This window comes from Bacillus sp. A01H, from assembly GCF_045277205.1.
Taxonomy (GTDB): domain Bacteria; phylum Bacillota; class Bacilli; order Bacillales; family Bacillaceae_G; genus Bacillus_A; species Bacillus_A paranthracis.
In genome coordinates, this window is the sequence record NZ_CP117702.1 from 1,714,966 (window position 1) to 1,730,328 (window position 15,363).

Annotated in this window: 15 protein-coding genes and 1 pseudogene; 14 read left to right on the forward strand and 2 right to left on the reverse strand. The window is 34.1% G+C overall.

The window, feature by feature from the left end; all coding sequences use genetic code 11:
* Positions 1-59 precede the first annotated feature (59 nt).
* The 5 genes and pseudogenes from PSR14_RS09120 to PSR14_RS09140 all read left to right on the forward strand — a co-directional run bounded on the left by PSR14_RS09120 (position 60) and on the right by PSR14_RS09140 (position 4,708).
* Positions 60-689 (forward strand): sterol desaturase family protein, encoded by a 630-nt coding sequence (locus PSR14_RS09120; RefSeq protein WP_000832150.1) that lies wholly within the window; start codon positions 60-62, stop codon positions 687-689.
* Between the two features lie 223 nt (positions 690-912).
* On the forward strand, positions 913-1,254 hold the full coding sequence (locus tag PSR14_RS09125) for a DUF485 domain-containing protein (RefSeq protein WP_000817360.1): 342 nt from the start codon (positions 913-915) through the stop codon (positions 1,252-1,254).
* A 2-nt stretch (positions 1,255-1,256) separates the two neighbouring features.
* A complete protein-coding gene (locus tag PSR14_RS09130) occupies positions 1,257-2,807 on the forward strand; it encodes a cation acetate symporter (protein ID WP_001098246.1) in 1,551 nt (516 codons plus the stop codon).
* Positions 2,808-2,997: 190 nt separating this feature from the next.
* A complete protein-coding gene (locus PSR14_RS09135) occupies positions 2,998-4,347 on the forward strand; it encodes an aspartate aminotransferase family protein (protein ID WP_000850972.1) in 1,350 nt (449 codons plus the stop codon).
* Positions 4,347-4,708, forward strand: a pseudogene (locus PSR14_RS09140) (DUF3986 family protein). The gene PSR14_RS09135 and the pseudogene PSR14_RS09140 overlap by 1 nt, the downstream one beginning before the upstream one ends.
* Before the next feature lie 60 nt (positions 4,709-4,768).
* On the opposite strand, the gene PSR14_RS09145 reads toward PSR14_RS09140, so the two are convergent.
* Positions 4,769-5,932, reverse strand: coding sequence for a cation:proton antiporter (locus PSR14_RS09145; protein WP_000393887.1), 1,164 nt, complete (start codon positions 5,930-5,932; stop codon positions 4,769-4,771).
* A gap of 331 nt (positions 5,933-6,263) precedes the next feature.
* Between PSR14_RS09145 and PSR14_RS09150 the strand changes: the two genes are divergently transcribed.
* The 3 genes from PSR14_RS09150 to PSR14_RS09160 all read left to right on the forward strand — a co-directional run bounded on the left by PSR14_RS09150 (position 6,264) and on the right by PSR14_RS09160 (position 10,366).
* The gene (locus PSR14_RS09150) at positions 6,264-7,937 is read left to right on the forward strand and encodes a ribonuclease J (RefSeq protein ID WP_098487356.1); all 1,674 of its coding nucleotides are present in this window, start codon (positions 6,264-6,266) and stop codon (positions 7,935-7,937) included.
* A 96-nt stretch (positions 7,938-8,033) separates the two neighbouring features.
* Positions 8,034-8,864 carry a MerR family transcriptional regulator gene (locus PSR14_RS09155; protein WP_074532067.1) on the forward strand — a complete coding sequence of 277 codons (831 nt, stop codon included), beginning with the start codon at positions 8,034-8,036 and terminating at the stop codon, positions 8,862-8,864.
* 146 nt (positions 8,865-9,010) lie between these two features.
* Positions 9,011-10,366, forward strand: a complete 1,356-nt coding sequence (locus PSR14_RS09160; RefSeq protein WP_000388378.1) for an MATE family efflux transporter — start codon at positions 9,011-9,013, stop codon at positions 10,364-10,366.
* A gap of 35 nt (positions 10,367-10,401) precedes the next feature.
* Here PSR14_RS09160 and PSR14_RS09165 read toward each other — a convergent pair whose 3' ends face one another.
* Positions 10,402-11,067 (reverse strand): DUF421 domain-containing protein, encoded by a 666-nt coding sequence (locus tag PSR14_RS09165; RefSeq protein WP_000923930.1) that lies wholly within the window; start codon positions 11,065-11,067, stop codon positions 10,402-10,404.
* Positions 11,068-11,254: 187 nt separating this feature from the next.
* Between PSR14_RS09165 and PSR14_RS09170 the strand changes: the two genes are divergently transcribed.
* From PSR14_RS09170 to PSR14_RS09195, 6 genes are all read left to right on the forward strand, one after another.
* Positions 11,255-11,806 (forward strand): YdcF family protein, encoded by a 552-nt coding sequence (locus PSR14_RS09170; protein ID WP_306447215.1) that lies wholly within the window; start codon positions 11,255-11,257, stop codon positions 11,804-11,806.
* Between the two features lie 146 nt (positions 11,807-11,952).
* Positions 11,953-12,270 carry a DUF4870 domain-containing protein gene (locus tag PSR14_RS09175; RefSeq protein WP_000678046.1) on the forward strand — a complete coding sequence of 106 codons (318 nt, stop codon included), beginning with the start codon at positions 11,953-11,955 and terminating at the stop codon, positions 12,268-12,270.
* A 272-nt stretch (positions 12,271-12,542) separates the two neighbouring features.
* Positions 12,543-13,277 (forward strand): oxygen-insensitive NADPH nitroreductase, encoded by a 735-nt coding sequence (gene nfsA, locus PSR14_RS09180; protein ID WP_001004521.1) that lies wholly within the window; start codon positions 12,543-12,545, stop codon positions 13,275-13,277.
* Positions 13,278-13,365: 88 nt separating this feature from the next.
* The gene (locus PSR14_RS09185) at positions 13,366-13,950 is read left to right on the forward strand and encodes a type 1 glutamine amidotransferase family protein (protein WP_074532064.1); all 585 of its coding nucleotides are present in this window, start codon (positions 13,366-13,368) and stop codon (positions 13,948-13,950) included.
* Positions 13,951-14,136: 186 nt separating this feature from the next.
* The gene (locus tag PSR14_RS09190) at positions 14,137-14,682 is read left to right on the forward strand and encodes a sigma-70 family RNA polymerase sigma factor (RefSeq protein WP_002170295.1); all 546 of its coding nucleotides are present in this window, start codon (positions 14,137-14,139) and stop codon (positions 14,680-14,682) included.
* 1 nt (position 14,683) lies between these two features.
* Positions 14,684-15,295 (forward strand): flagellar motor switch protein FliG, encoded by a 612-nt coding sequence (locus PSR14_RS09195; RefSeq protein WP_000361347.1) that lies wholly within the window; start codon positions 14,684-14,686, stop codon positions 15,293-15,295.
* Positions 15,296-15,363: the final 68 nt, after the last annotated feature.

Consider the following 15,363-nt stretch of genomic DNA (forward strand, 5'->3'; position numbering starts at 1 on the left):
AGAAAAGAAATGGTCGTAACGATATGTTGCGACTGTTTTTTTGAAAAGGGGGAAGGAAGATGAAGAGGGTGGGGAAAGAGTTCTTTTTACAACATGATATCGTTATTATGTATAGTATTTTATTTGTTTTTATCATTATTTTAAAAATGCAATTTTTCACATGGATCGGTTTGTTAGCTTGTTTGTTTGGTATTATTTTTTATACGCTAAACGAATATATGACACACCGTTTTTTATTTCACTTAAAACCACCTAAAAACGTATTTTTATTAAAAATGCTAAGAAGATTACATTATGACCATCACGTCTATCCAGATGATTTAAAACTGTTATTTTTACCTGTATGGTTTAGTATACCGAGTTTTACTATATATTTACTTATATCATATGCTATAACAAAAAGTGTTACTATTGCACTTTCGTTCGGAATTGGAATGATTATTATGCTTCTCGTTTATGAATGGAAACATTATATTGCACATAAGCCAATTCGTCCTGTTACTAAGTTTGGAAGATGGCTAAAAAAACAGCACATATTACACCATTATAAAAATGAAAAGTTTTGGTTTGGTGTTTCAAATCCAGTATTCGATTTCATATTTGGAACGCTTAAAGATGGAAAAGACGTTGAATTAAGCGAAACAGCTCGTAATTTAGAAAAGGAAAAAAAGAAAAAAGTAGTGCGTTAAGCACTGCTTTTGTTTTAATGAGGAAAAAATAAGTAAGGTGTCACTTTATTTTGAAAAAGTATATTAAAAACTTAGGGGAAAATGCCGAAAAATGTCTATCGAAAAATCTTTGCAGGAATGTATGGATTGTCTAAAATGAAAATAAGTTTCTGAATATTTATAAAATTTAGTCTTTAGGTATACAAGGGGGAATTGCATTTCTAGTAAGAGAGGGGATAAGAGAATGAAAAGAGATGATACGTCAGCACGTAAGTTACAAAATGAGGTGAATTATACAGAGGTTGTTCAGTCAGAAGAATTTCAATTGTTATTAAATAAGAAAAAGAAGTTTATCGTTCCAATGAGTATTTTCTTTTTAAGTTTTTTTATTGCGTTACCTATTTTAACATCGTATTCAAAGGTACTCAATACACCGGCATTTGGTGATGTTACGTGGGCGTGGGTATTTGCTTTTGCACAATTTATTATGACTTGGGCTTTATGTATGATTTATAGCAAAAAGGCGGAATCCTTTGATGAAATCTCGCAAAAAATTCTACAAAATATGCAAAAAGGGAGGGGCTGAACTTGAATACGACGGCATTTGCACTATTTTTAATTATTGTCCTTGGTACGCTCGTCATAACCTATTTTGCATCGAAAAAAACGAAAAATGCGAGTGAGTTTTATACAGCTGGAGGGGGATTAACTGGTTGGCAAAATGGTCTGGCCATTGCGGGAGATTATATGTCTGCTGCGTCTTTTCTTGGTATAGCTGGAGCGATCGCATTAACTGGGTTTGATGGTTTCTTTTATAGTATCGGCTTTTTAGTTGCTTATTTAGTTGTTCTATACCTTGTCGCAGAACCGCTAAGGAATTTAGGGAAGTACACGTTAGCGGATATGATTGCGGCGCGTTTTGACGCGAAAAAAGTTCGCGGAGTTGCAGCGCTTAATACGATGACGATTTCAATTTTTTATATGATTGCACAATTAGTTGGGGCGGGTGCACTTATTAAGTTATTATTAGGGATCGAATATACAACATCCGTTTTAATTGTTGGTACATTAATGACAGTGTACGTTATTTTTGGCGGAATGACCGCGACGAGCTGGGTGCAAATTGTTAAGGCTGTATTACTTATGGCTGGTACATTTATTATTTCTGTTATCGTTTTCGCAAAATTTAATTTTAGTGTGACGGAAATGTTTGCTCAAATGAAAACAGCAACTCCATTAAAAGATTCGTTTTTAAATCCAGGAGTAAAGTATAAAGATGGTCTTGATACACTATCTTTAAATTTAGGACTAGTCCTTGGTACGGCAGGATTACCACACATTCTTGTTCGCTTTTTTACAGTACGTGATGCAAAAACAGCACGTCAATCTGTCGTATACGCTACGTGGTTAATTGGCGCATTTTATATTATGACAATTTTCTTAGGATTTGGGGCAGCGGCGTTTGTAGGAAATGAGGCGATTATGAAAGCAAACCCTGCTGGTAATATGGCAGCACCTTTATTAGCGAAAGCATTGGGCGGAGATTTCTTATTTGCTTTCGTATCAGCAATTGCTTTTGCAACGATTTTAGCTGTAGTGGCAGGCCTTGTATTAACAGCAGCATCCGCATTCGCACATGATTTTTATAATGAAATTATCCGCAAGGGGAAATCAACGGAAAAAGAGCAAGTATCCATGGCTCGTTATGCGTCTATTGGAGTAGCGGTATTGTCTATTATACTAGCGTTATTTGCTCAAACATTGAACGTAGCATTTTTAGTTTCGTTAGCATTTGCAGTTGCAGCGAGTGCAAACTTGCCAGTTATATTATTCACAATATATTGGAAGCGCTTCAATACAACAGGTGCCATCTCTGGTATGATTGCTGGTCTTGTATCAGCTATTGTTCTTGTAGCGTTAAGCCCAAATGTATGGAACCCTGTAGCTGGAAAAGCTATATTTGTCGGGGAAGCGATATTCCCATATACGACACCCGGAATTATTTCGATTCCGCTTGGATTTCTTGCAGCGTATTTAGGAACTGTTTTATCTAGTAAGAAAGAAGATGCAGCGAAATTTGATGAAATTCTCGTGAAATCTAATACTGGGCATGGTATTAGTGACGCGTCTTCGCATTAAAAAAGAGGAGCTTTTCGATAGATAAGAAAAGCTCCTTTTTCTTTTGTCATTTTCTTGTAAATAATACTGCTTTGTAAGTAGGATTTGTCTTAATTTTGTGGAATGAAAATAAGCAGGGAGAAATTTAAATCATCATGGTACCAGCGCAGCTTTTGTGAAAAATAAGTTGTTATGGAAGGTGGAAGAAATGATGAAAACGAAACAGACTGATGAATTATTAGCAAAAGATGAGCAATATGTTTGGCACGGAATGCGTCCCTTTAGTCCAAATAGTACAATGGTAGGGGCAAAAGCAGAAGGGTGCTGGGTTGAAGATATACAAGGAAAAAGATATTTAGATGGTATGAGTGGTCTATGGTGTGTAAATAGCGGGTATGGAAGAAAAGAGCTTGCAGAGGCGGCCTATAAGCAATTACAAACATTATCATACTTTCCGATGTCACAATCACATGAACCGGCTATAAAGCTTGCAGAAAAATTAAATGAATGGCTTGGAGGAGAGTATGTTATTTTCTTCTCTAATAGTGGTTCGGAAGCAAACGAAACAGCTTTTAAAATAGCAAGACAATACTATGCGCAAAAAGGTGAACCACATCGTTATAAATTTATGTCACGTTACCGCGGCTATCATGGGAATACAATGGCAACGATGGCAGCGACAGGGCAAGCGCAGCGTAGATATCAATATGAGCCATTTGCTTCAGGATTTTTACATGTAACGCCGCCAGATTGTTATCGTATGCCTGGAATAGAAAGAGAGAACATTTATGATGTAGAATGTGTAAAAGAAGTAGATCGGGTCATGACATGGGAACTAAGTGAAACGATTGCAGCTTTTATTATGGAACCAATTATTACAGGCGGAGGCATTTTAATGCCGCCACAAGACTATATGAAAGCTGTTCATGAAACGTGTCAAAAACACGGTGCCTTGCTCATTAGCGATGAAGTGATTTGCGGTTTTGGGCGTACAGGAAAGGCATTTGGATTTATGAATTATGATGTGAAACCAGATATTATTACAATGGCAAAAGGGATTACAAGTGCATATTTACCATTATCAGCAACAGCTGTGAAAAAAGAAATATATGAAGAATTTAAAGGAAAGGGAGAATATGAATTCTTCCGTCATATTAATACATTTGGTGGAAATCCTGCAGCTTGTGCACTAGCACTTAAAAACTTAGAAATTATGGAGAATGAAAATTTAATTGAGCGCTCTGCACAAATGGGCTCGCTTTTATTAGAGCAATTAAAAGAAGAAATTGGAGAACATCCACTTGTAGGGGATATTAGAGGAAAAGGACTACTAGTTGGAATTGAACTAGTAAATGATAAAGAGACGAAAGAGCCAATTGATAATGACAAAATTGCAAGTGTTGTAAATGCTTGTAAAGAAAAAGGGTTAATTATAGGACGAAACGGTATGACAACAGCAGGATATAATAACGTTTTAACGCTAGCACCACCGCTTATTATTTCAAGTGAAGAAATTGCCTTTGTTGTTGGAACGTTGAAGACAGCGATGGAACGTATTTAATGAATGAAGCGAGCTGTAATATACAGCTCGCTTTTGTTTATGATGTGAAATATGATAAATTTTCAAAGAGAGGGGAATTTATTATGAAGAAATATGAAACTAGTAAACATTATCACATCGGATATTATGAAGATGGATATGATTTAGAAGTGACAGCGTACAAAAGAATACATGAACCAGTTTGGGATGCGTATATTCCACACTATGAGGTAGACGATTTTTATAAGAAAGTGGAGGAAATGAAGCTAGGTGAATATGTAGATGATTATGGCATTATGGTGTATTCATTTCGTAATGATATTGATGATGATGAAGCACGAATTATTTTTGAAAATGGTTAAAAACGAACGGAATTGTTTAAAGATAAAACGAAAAAGAAGCTTACTATCTTATAAGATAGTAAGCTTCTTTTTTATTAAACTTATTTACTTGCTTTCATTGCTTTATCTTTTGCACCAAAAGTGTATTTTAACATTGGTGGTGTAATCATTGTAGTTAAAATAACGACAATAACGATAGCTGTAAAGTAATCTTGTGCTAGTAGACCTGAAGAAAGTCCTGTTCCTGCGATGATAAGTGCAACTTCACCACGAGAAACCATTCCAGAACCGATAATTGCAGAAGACTTAGCATCAAATCCAGTCATTCGTGCACCTAAGCCACAACCGATTAGTTTCGTTAATACAGCGATTACTGTTAATGCTAGGATGAACCAAATTTGATCGCCAATACCGTCAAATGTAATATTCATACCGATACTTACGAAGAATACTGGAACGAACATAGCGTAAGCGATTGGCTCTACTTTCTTTTCTACTTCATGTTTGTAGTTCGTTTGAGAAATAGCGATACCAGCTGCGAAAGCACCGATAATACCAGCAATTCCTAATAGTTCGCCGAAATATGCGAATGAGAAACAGATGATAAGAGCCGCGCTCACGATAGACTCAGATACGCGTAGCGGTGATAACCAGCGCATAATCGCAGGAACACCTTTCCATCCGATTAAAATAATAGAAGCGAAGAATACAACTTTCTTCAAGATAATCATTGTTAAGTTAACATCGTCTGTACCTAGGAAACTCATTGCAAATGCTAATAAAATAACGACAAGAATGTCATCAAATACAGCTGCGCCCAGCATAGTTGTACTTTCACGTGTTTTCATCTTTCCTAAATCGCGAAGTGTTTGTACGGAAATACTAACACTTGTCGCACATAGAAGTAATCCTAAAAATACAGCATTTCCTTGTTCCATTCCCATAATAAGACCAGAAACGTAACCACCTACGAATGGAAGAATGATACCTCCAAGTGCAACAGCTAAAGAAGAATTACGATTTGCGTTTAATTCCTCTAAGTCTGTTTCAAGTCCTGCCATAAACATTAAAAGAATAACACCAACATTACTTAATTGTGTTAGAAGTTCTGAGTTTTCAATCCAACCTAATACAGCTGGACCGATAACGATACCGACAATTAATTTACCGAGTACAGAAGGTTGGCCTAATCTAACACTAAGATCACCAGCAAGCTTTGTACTTAATAAAATAAGTGCAATTTGAAAGAAAAATTCGAATTCCATCGGATCCTCTCCTTATCATTTTTATTTTTATCATACGATTTCTCGGAATTTGCCTAATGAAAATATGTAAAACCCATTAAACAAAGGGTCTGATTACAAGTTCTTTTGAACTCGTAATTTGAACCTGTAATTAATATATAATATATTTTGTAAAAAATCAATGAAAAAATGGGAGCTTTTTTAGAGAGAGACGGTGTTATTAGGGATATACATATAAGATTAGCGTGTGGATTTTATATGTATGAAATAGTATGAAGTCCTTTTTCATTACAAATAATAAAGCCTAAATGCTATTTCACGAATTATAAATGTGAAAGGGAGGACTTATCATTTGAAGTCATTAAAAAATAACTTGTCTATCGTTGCTTTAGGTGGAGTAAATGAAATAGGGAAAAATATGTACGCTATTCAATATGAAAATGATATTGTCGTTATTGATTGTGGATCTAAATTTCCAGATGAAAGTTTATTAGGAATTGATTTAATCATTCCAGACATCACATACTTACAAGAAAATAAAGAAAAAATTCGCGGGCTAGTCGTGACGCACGGACATGAAGACCATATTGGCGGAATACCATATTTTTTAAAACAACTAAACGTACCAATTTATGCGACGAAGTTAACGTTAGGGTTAATTGAAATTAAATTAAAAGAGCATAATCTTCAAAATGATACAGAATTAATCGTCATTCACGCAGAATCAGAAATTGATCTCGGTTCTATTAAGACGACATTTTTTAAAACGAATCATAGTATTCCAGATTGTCTCGGTATTGTGTTTCATACTCGAGAAGGTAATGTAGTACATACTGGGGATTTTAAATTTGATTTAACACCAGTAAATAACCAACATCCTGATATTCATAAAATGGCTAAAATAGGTAGTGAAGGTGTACTAGCTTTACTATCGGAAAGTACAAATGCAGAACGACCAGGTTTTACTCCATCAGAGAGATCGGTAGGAGAACGGATAGAGGAAATATTTATGAAAGCAAATAGAAAAGTAATTATTTCTACATTTGCTTCTAATGTGAATCGTGTTCAGCAAATAGTTGAAGCTTGTATAAAAACAAATCGAAAACTGGCTTTGCTCGGCAGAAGTATGGTAAATGTAGTAGAAGTTGCTCTAGAGAAAGGGTATCTAAATATTCCAGATGGTATGCTAATTGAAGCAAATGAGGTAAATCATTTAGATTCAAAGCAGGTCGCAATACTTTGTACAGGAAGTCAAGGAGAACCAATGGCAGCTTTAGCGCGTTTAGCTAGTGGAAACTATAGGCAAGTAGATGTTTTACCAGAAGATACAGTTATTATAGCTGCGACTCCTATTCCAGGAAATGAACGTAATGTTTCGCAAATTATCGATAACTTATTTGCATTAGGGGCAAGAGTGATTTACGGATCAGGCAGTTCTACTGGAGTCCATGTATCTGGCCATGCATATCAAGAAGAATTAAAGTTAATGCTCACATTAATGAAGCCAAAATATTTTATCCCAATTCATGGAGAGTTTAGAATGCTACATCACCATAGTTTGTTAGCAGAATCAATTGGTGTTGAAAAAGAGAATATCTTTATCGTTCGTAATGGAGATGTTGTAGATATAAGTAATGAAGTGGCCGTTCAATCGAGAAAAATACAAGCAGGAAATATATATGTAGATGGATTAGGAATTGGTGATGTTGGAAATGCATTATTACGTGATCGAAAACAACTTTCAGAAGATGGAATGCTCGTTATAGTTATTACTTTTAATAAAGTGGATGGAGAAATAATTTCAGGTCCTGATATTATTTCTCGTGGATTCGTCTATGTTCGTGATTCAGAAGAGTTTTTGAAGGAATTAAATAAATTAGCTGTTATTACAATTAATAATTTGAAGAAAGAGAAAGTGAATAGTTGGGGTATTTTGAAAAGAGAAGTAAGAGAAGCTTTAGGGAAGTATATATATACGAATACGAAAAGAAAACCGATGATCCTTCCTATAATTATAGAGGTGTAATAATGAATAAAAAGAATTCTCTTGTGGGAATTCTTTTTTGTTTTGAAGACAGAATGAACATATAATGAAATAAATAGAAATGGAAGGAAATAAAAGATGTTATTAAATAAACGCTTTACAATTGGAGAAATGGCAAAAATGCATAATATAGCGGAATCTACTTTACGCTATTATGATGAGAAGGGAATTTTTCATCCGTCCACTGTGGACCCGCAAACAAATTATCGTTATTATACAATCGATCAATTTTCACTATTAGATACGATTAAGTTTTTACGCCAATTAAACATTCCATTAAAGGAAATTAAGAAATATATTGATGAAAGAAATCCAGCATATGCACTCAATTTACTGGAAAAACAACAAGAGATGATGTTGAAAAAACAAAGAGAAATTGAGTATGCTTTGGCGAAAATGGAGCATAGAATTCATTTAATTAAGGAAGCAACAAAAGCAAAAGCTGAACAAGTGGTAATAAAAGAGATCCCGCAGCGAAAAATAACAGCTATTGCGGTTGCCCCGGATACGACGGATGATATGTTTGAGTACTACATTCATTCGTTGCAAAAAAATATGAGGCAAATGGATGATAGCTTATTTTCTGGAGATATCGGTGTAACAGTCGCGAAAAAAGGATTCATGCAAAATGAGTTTCAAGCATATAGTAGTGTGTTTATTCTTTTGGATTATATGCCGTATGAAGTGCATACTTCAGATGAGATTAAGGAAGGTTTATATGCTTGTTCTTATCATCATGGACCGTATGAAGAAACAGATGCAACGTATAAGGAATTACTTGCATACATTGATCAAGAAGGGTATGAAGTAAGTGGAGATGCGATTGAGATTGGATTAATCGATTGGTCTGTAACAGAAAATCCAGAGGAGCAAGTAACAGAAATTCAAATTCCTATAATGAAAAAATAAAGCAATAAGTTGTAGCACTCGTATCATTACAAATTGGCATGAAACACGATAAGTAAGTTACCTATTTTTCAAATTCTCTATTGACCTTCAAGTTACTTGAAGGTTTAAACTGAGAAAAGAGAGTTGAAAAAAAGGAGCAAAATAGTATGGAAGCAACAGAAAAATTAAGAGAAAAACCGATAAAAAGTTTATTTATTTCTTATTTAATACCAGCCGTTCTTGGAATGGTATTAATGTCAGTGAATATTGTAATTGACGCTGTCATGATTAGTAGAGGAGTTGGAGCAAACGGTTTAGCAGGAGTAAACGTGGCTATTCCAGCGTTTTCAATTTTCTTCTCTATTTCATTATGGATTGGAATGGGCGGGGCAACGTTATATTCCATTGCATTAGGTGAAAATAAAATTGAAAGAGCAAGGTCTATTTTTACTCAATCCATGACGGTAGCAGTCATTATTGTAGGCGTTTTAGCGGCGATTTGCTTATGGAGAATAGAAGACTTAGCATACTTATTCGGTGCAAACGAAGTGATTTTACCGTATGCATTAGACTATTTACACGTATTATTAACATTTGGAATGATATACGTTTTAGAAAATATTTTAAGTACATTTATACGAAATGATGGAAATCCTAATTTAGCAATGGCAGGTTTAGTTGTAACAGCTGTATTAAATATAGTGTTTGACTATATCTTTATTTTCATCTTTAAATGGGGCGTAACAGGAGCTGCTTCAGCAACTATTCTTTCGGCAGCGATTGGTTTCCTTGTATTATTAACGCATTTCTTTAGAAAAAGTAGTATTTTAAAATGGACGAAATTCCATTTTGAATGGGATACAGTAAAACAAATTATGATAATCGGTTTCCCGAGCTTTACAGCCGAAAGTACAGTAGCGATTGTAACGATTGGTTTTAATATTGCATTCGTTCAATATGCAGGAGAAGTAGGAGTAGCTTCCTATGCGATGGTAAACAGTATCCATGCGATGACATTACTACTATTCTTCGGCGTTGGAGCAGCGTTACAACCAATTGCTAGTTTCCATTACGGTGCAAATTTATCAGAAAGATTACGTGAAGGATTACAGTTTGCTGTGAAAATTGCAGTTGTACTTGGAGGCGTTGCAATAATTGTCGGATTATTCTTTGGGAAATATATTATTGGTCTATTTGATGTCCAATCTCCAGAGTTATTGGAGTTAACATTAACGGGTATGAGCTTGTTCTTTATCCAATACGTATTTTTAGGCTATAACATTGTATATGGAGAGTACTTCCAATCAGTGCGACAAACGACAAAATCAGTACTTATTATAATGAGCCGAGGGTTACTATTTATTATTCCATTATTATGGATTATGCCGAAATTATTTGGGATAAACGGAATTTGGCTCGTTATGCCAGTAGCGGAAGTATTGACAGCGATTATAGTATTTACGATGAATCGTATGAAACATCCTGTTCCATTAAATATGGCGGGAAAGAAAGAAGCGATATAATGAAGAAAATCCCCTTAAGAAATGAAGGGGATTTTCTATTTTTTTAAACTAATAGCAAAAGATCCATCAATTTCTTGAACAGACGCAAAGGCAACATTTTTAATGTTTGTAATTCCTTTTTCTTTTAATTCTTTATATAACCACTTTTCGTCCTTATGAATTAACTTTAAGTTATCGTATTGAATTTGTGAATCGACGATAAGGGCAATTGGTAATCCAGCATACTTAACATCTATATTCAAATCTTTCGGAGTTAATGGTACAAGTTCACGCTTTGGTAAAATGCTAATGGCTCCATTCGCTTCTAAAATAGCGTATTCAATTTCATGAACACTCGGGTATCCTGCAACGCGAAGATTAGAAAGTAATTCAGCAATGGGATACCTACTTTTTTGTAAGTTCTCAAAAATAATATCACCATGTTTAATTAAAATAATCGGGTGCCCAAGAATAAAACGATTTAGTTTGTTGAATAGGCTTAATTTTGTAAGGATTAAATGTAAACATGTAATTACAACCATACCGAGAAAAGCTTGCAAAGCACCAGAGACTGGTATGGCTTGAAAAGCTAAATAAGATAAAAAGATAATCGCACCAAAATCATGAGGAGTTAGTTGTGCTAAAGCTGATTTACCGAGCATCTTAAGTGATAGTAAAAATAAAATAAAAAAGAACGATACGTTACATAAAAAGAGAAGCAATAGAGACACTCCTTCGTGCAAAGTTGTACTTACTGTTCCCGAAAGAAATATAAATATTACTTTCTAGAGGATAAATTAGGGTGATTTGGAATTTGTCTGTATACAAACAAATAAATGGATATTATCATGAAAGAAGCAAAGAACATAGGAGTATATAGATATGAGAAAGAAAAAAATAATGAAGTATATGATAGGAATTATAATGGTTTGCGCCGTTTATGTGGGATTTTTACAATATAACATTTATAAGCATGGGCACATGAATGCGACCTATGAAGCTGATTATATCATTGTATTAGGCTCGAAAGTAAACGGAACGAAACCATCGTACTCATTGCAATATCGTATTGATAAAGCAGCTGAGTATTTGAAAGCACATGAGAAAGCAATTGCTATTGTGTCTGGAGGAAAAGGAAAAGGGGAAGATATTTCAGAAGCATTAGCAATGAAAAATGGATTAATGAAACTAAAAATTGCAGAAGATCGCATTATCATGGAAGATAAGTCAACGAGTACAGATGAAAATATTAAATTCTCAAAACCTTTAATTCCGGACAATATGAAAAAAGGAATGATCGTAACAAACGATTTCCACATGTTTAGAGCGAAAAAAATAGCAGCTAAGCAAGGTTTACAATTAGAAGGTCTTCCGGCCGAAACACCGAAGCGAATTGTCATTCCATCGAATATACGTGAATATTTAGCCATTACGCAATATTGGTTTATGAATCGAATATAGTGGAAGTGATTCCGCCTAGCATTCTAGGCGGGATTTTTTGAGAGGAATCTTACAAATATGTCATCTTAATGAAAGGTAAAGCGATAGTTTCTAGAATGGATTCCTGACATAATGAAGATAACAAAAACTATTTAGAGGTGAATCGGATGAAAGGAAATAATATATTATCTTCACTATGTTACTTTAGTATCTTTTTTGCCCCATTTTTATTACCAATTATCGTGTACTTCGTTGCAGAGGATGAAGTGAAATATCACGCGAAAAAAGCATTTTGGTCACATATTTTCCCATATGCAATTTTATTCGGAGGGGTAGCGATATCAGGAATATACGGTTTAGGATTCAATCAATCTGATGGTGCTGGAATTGGGATCATGATCACATATGCAGTATTCATTCTTGTAGGGATTTATTACTTCATTTGGAATATCGTAAAAGGTGTTAAAGTGTTGAAAACAGCGTAATAAGATAAGGAATAATTCGGAGTGAGTTTGTCGTTATTTGTCGGTAAGTCGATATTCTTTGTCGAATCGACGATATATTTGAAAAATCGTCGATATAGTGCAGGGAATCGTTGATATATTGAAAAAATCGACGATATAATTTCATTTACCGTATTAATAGATCTTTTAAAAAGAGCAATTCAAAAAGAATTGCTCTTTTTGTGCTTATAAGTTGTGAATATTGGAAAAGATATGTTAATTTTTCATTATGAAGAGAAAAAGGAGTGATTTTCATGAATGAGATGATACATAAAATGGAGCAACACGTTTCAGTTCGTAAATATAAAGAAGAACCTATTCCGAAAGATGTAGTAGAAAGAATGGTGCAAGCTGCGCAGCATGCTGCTTCCTCGCATTTTGTACAGGCTTACTCTGTTATATATGTAACCGATCAAGACTTAAAGGCGAAACTAGCAGAGTTATCCGGAAATCGTCATGTGAAAGATTGCGCAGCATTCTTTGTTTGTTGTGCAGATTTAAAACGACTTGAAATGGCATGTGAAAAACATGGTACAGAGATAAAGCATGAAGGAGTGGAAGACTTTATCGTAGCAACGGTAGATGCTTCACTCTTTGCGCAAAACTTAGCGTTAGCAGCAGAATCGTTAGGATACGGTATTTGTTATATTGGTGGTATTCGTAATAATCCGGGAGAAGTGAGCGAATTGCTTCATTTACCAGATAAAGTATATCCTGTATTCGGAATGACAGTCGGTGTACCAGATGAAGATCACGGAGTGAAACCACGTTTACCGATAGCAGCTATCCTTCATGAAAATGGATATGATGAAAAGAAATATGATGAATTATTAAACGAATACGACGAAACGATGAGCGCGTATTATAAAGAAAGATCATCAAATCAAAAAAACGTAACATGGACGGAATCGATGAGTTCATTTATGTCTAAAGAAAAAAGAATGCATATGAAAGAGTTTTTAAGTGAAAAAGGATTTAATAAGAAATGAGAAAAAAGGCAAACCTGTGATGCAGGTTTACCTTTTTTTGGAGGAGAAATATAATTGTCTTCGAATAAGTATAGGGGGAGGAGATAATATGAAAAAAGCTTTAATTTTTTTGTTTGATGGATTTGCAGAATTTGAAGTGAATATAGCGAGTTTATTTTTGATAAGTAAGCAATTTGAAATAATAACAGCAACTGTAGACGGAAAAACAGTTACAGGAGAAGGTGGTTTTTTGTGTCAACCACATGTCTCTATTGAGCAAATTAAAATAGAGGACTATGAAGTGTTTATCGTACCAGGCGGACATATTTTTGATCATTTAGAAAATGAACAATTGTTATCTATTGTGAACAAATTACATAAGCAAAATAAATGGATAGCGGGTATTTGTGCCGGAACATCTTTATTACATGCAGCAGGGGTGCTGAATAAGAAGAAATTCTCAACATCATTAACATCAGATGAAAAACAATTAGCTCATTTACATGAATGGGAATATAAACAAAACAAAGATGTAACGGTTGATGGAAAAATAATAACAGCGGTAGGGTCTGCGTACGTTGAATTTGCTACTGAAATAATGAAGCAACTCAATTTATTTAATGAAGCTGAAGCGAAGGAGAACTTGCAATATTTTAAAAACGTAACAGAGACTTGTGATGAAACGTTAGCATAAGTGAATAGTTTGATTGTTAATACCTAAGTTCAGAATGTAGATACTACTTTCTGAACTTAGGTATTTTGTTTGTTATCATATACATAGAAATAAAAATTAAAAAATTTTTACAAAAGTGATAGAAAATGAGAATGAAATACCAATAGTAAGTAAAGGCAGCTGCTAAAGGGGAATTGAGGAAGGAAGATGCTTATGATTTTCAATTCTGAAGAGGATTTCATTATAGCTATGAAAAAACGCGATCAAGATGCTTTGAAAGAAGTGATTGATCAATATGGAAAATTAATTTTGTACATTATTCATAAATCGTTAAGTACCCCTATGGAGAAACAATATGTGGATGATTGTTATAACGATGTATTTACTGTTATTTGGTTTCATATCGACCATTTTGATACAGAGAAGGGCAACTTAAAATCTTGGATGATTGGTATTACTAAATTAAAGGCACTGGAATATAAAAAGAAAGTATATAAAGAGAATAAAATCGATAAAGACGTAGAAATAGATACAGGTGTCCATGATAGGTATGAAATAGAACAAGAAGAAGAGATTATGGAAATAGTTCAAGATTTAAATAAGAAAGATCGATATATCTTTTTAAAGAGGTATATTGATGGGTATTCCATTGATGACATTGCAAAAGAATTAAAAGTAACGGTGGATTATATATATAATCGAATTTCACGCGGGAAGAAAAAAATTCAAAAACTGTGGAAAGGGAGTGTGTAATATGGATAAAAGATTATTATCTATGTTAAATGAGCTCCAATATTCAGAGGAAGAGATTACACGTTTAGAGAAAGAAGCGGATGAGACTATAAATGTAGATAAGTATTATGTGAAAAACGGAGAATTATTGAAGAAATTAACGGTGCAAATGTTGGAAGAATCAGTTCGGAAAGAGTTACAAGAAGGAGAAGAAATTGAATGTGAAATATTAGTGGAAGAGGGGAGCCTTGTGAATTCTAAAGTTATCCCAAGTATAATAACTGCAGGTGCTACTTTTTATTATTACATTGTTTTAACAAATACAAGATTACGAATTAAATCGTTAGATTGTTATTTCAAAAAAATAAATGAGTACAATGTGTTAATCAACTCAATTCAAGCAGTTTCGCGACATAAAAAAATGAAGAATGTATATGGAATTACTATAGATAATAACTATATACAATTAGGAAGTACCGAGCATGAGCAAGAACTGAAAACTGTAATTGAGAAGCTAAAACAACGCGGGGTGAAAGAAGAGAGATATAAAGAGTTTGAAAAAAGTTGGCTGATTTTTTTCAATGTGTTTGTAATAGCGATGGGTGGGCTTCTAGTTTTAAAATATTTAATTTGAAAATAAAAAGCGGCATAATAGCCGCTTTTTATTGTTATCACGTTTAAAAATATTGAAAACTTATCCGC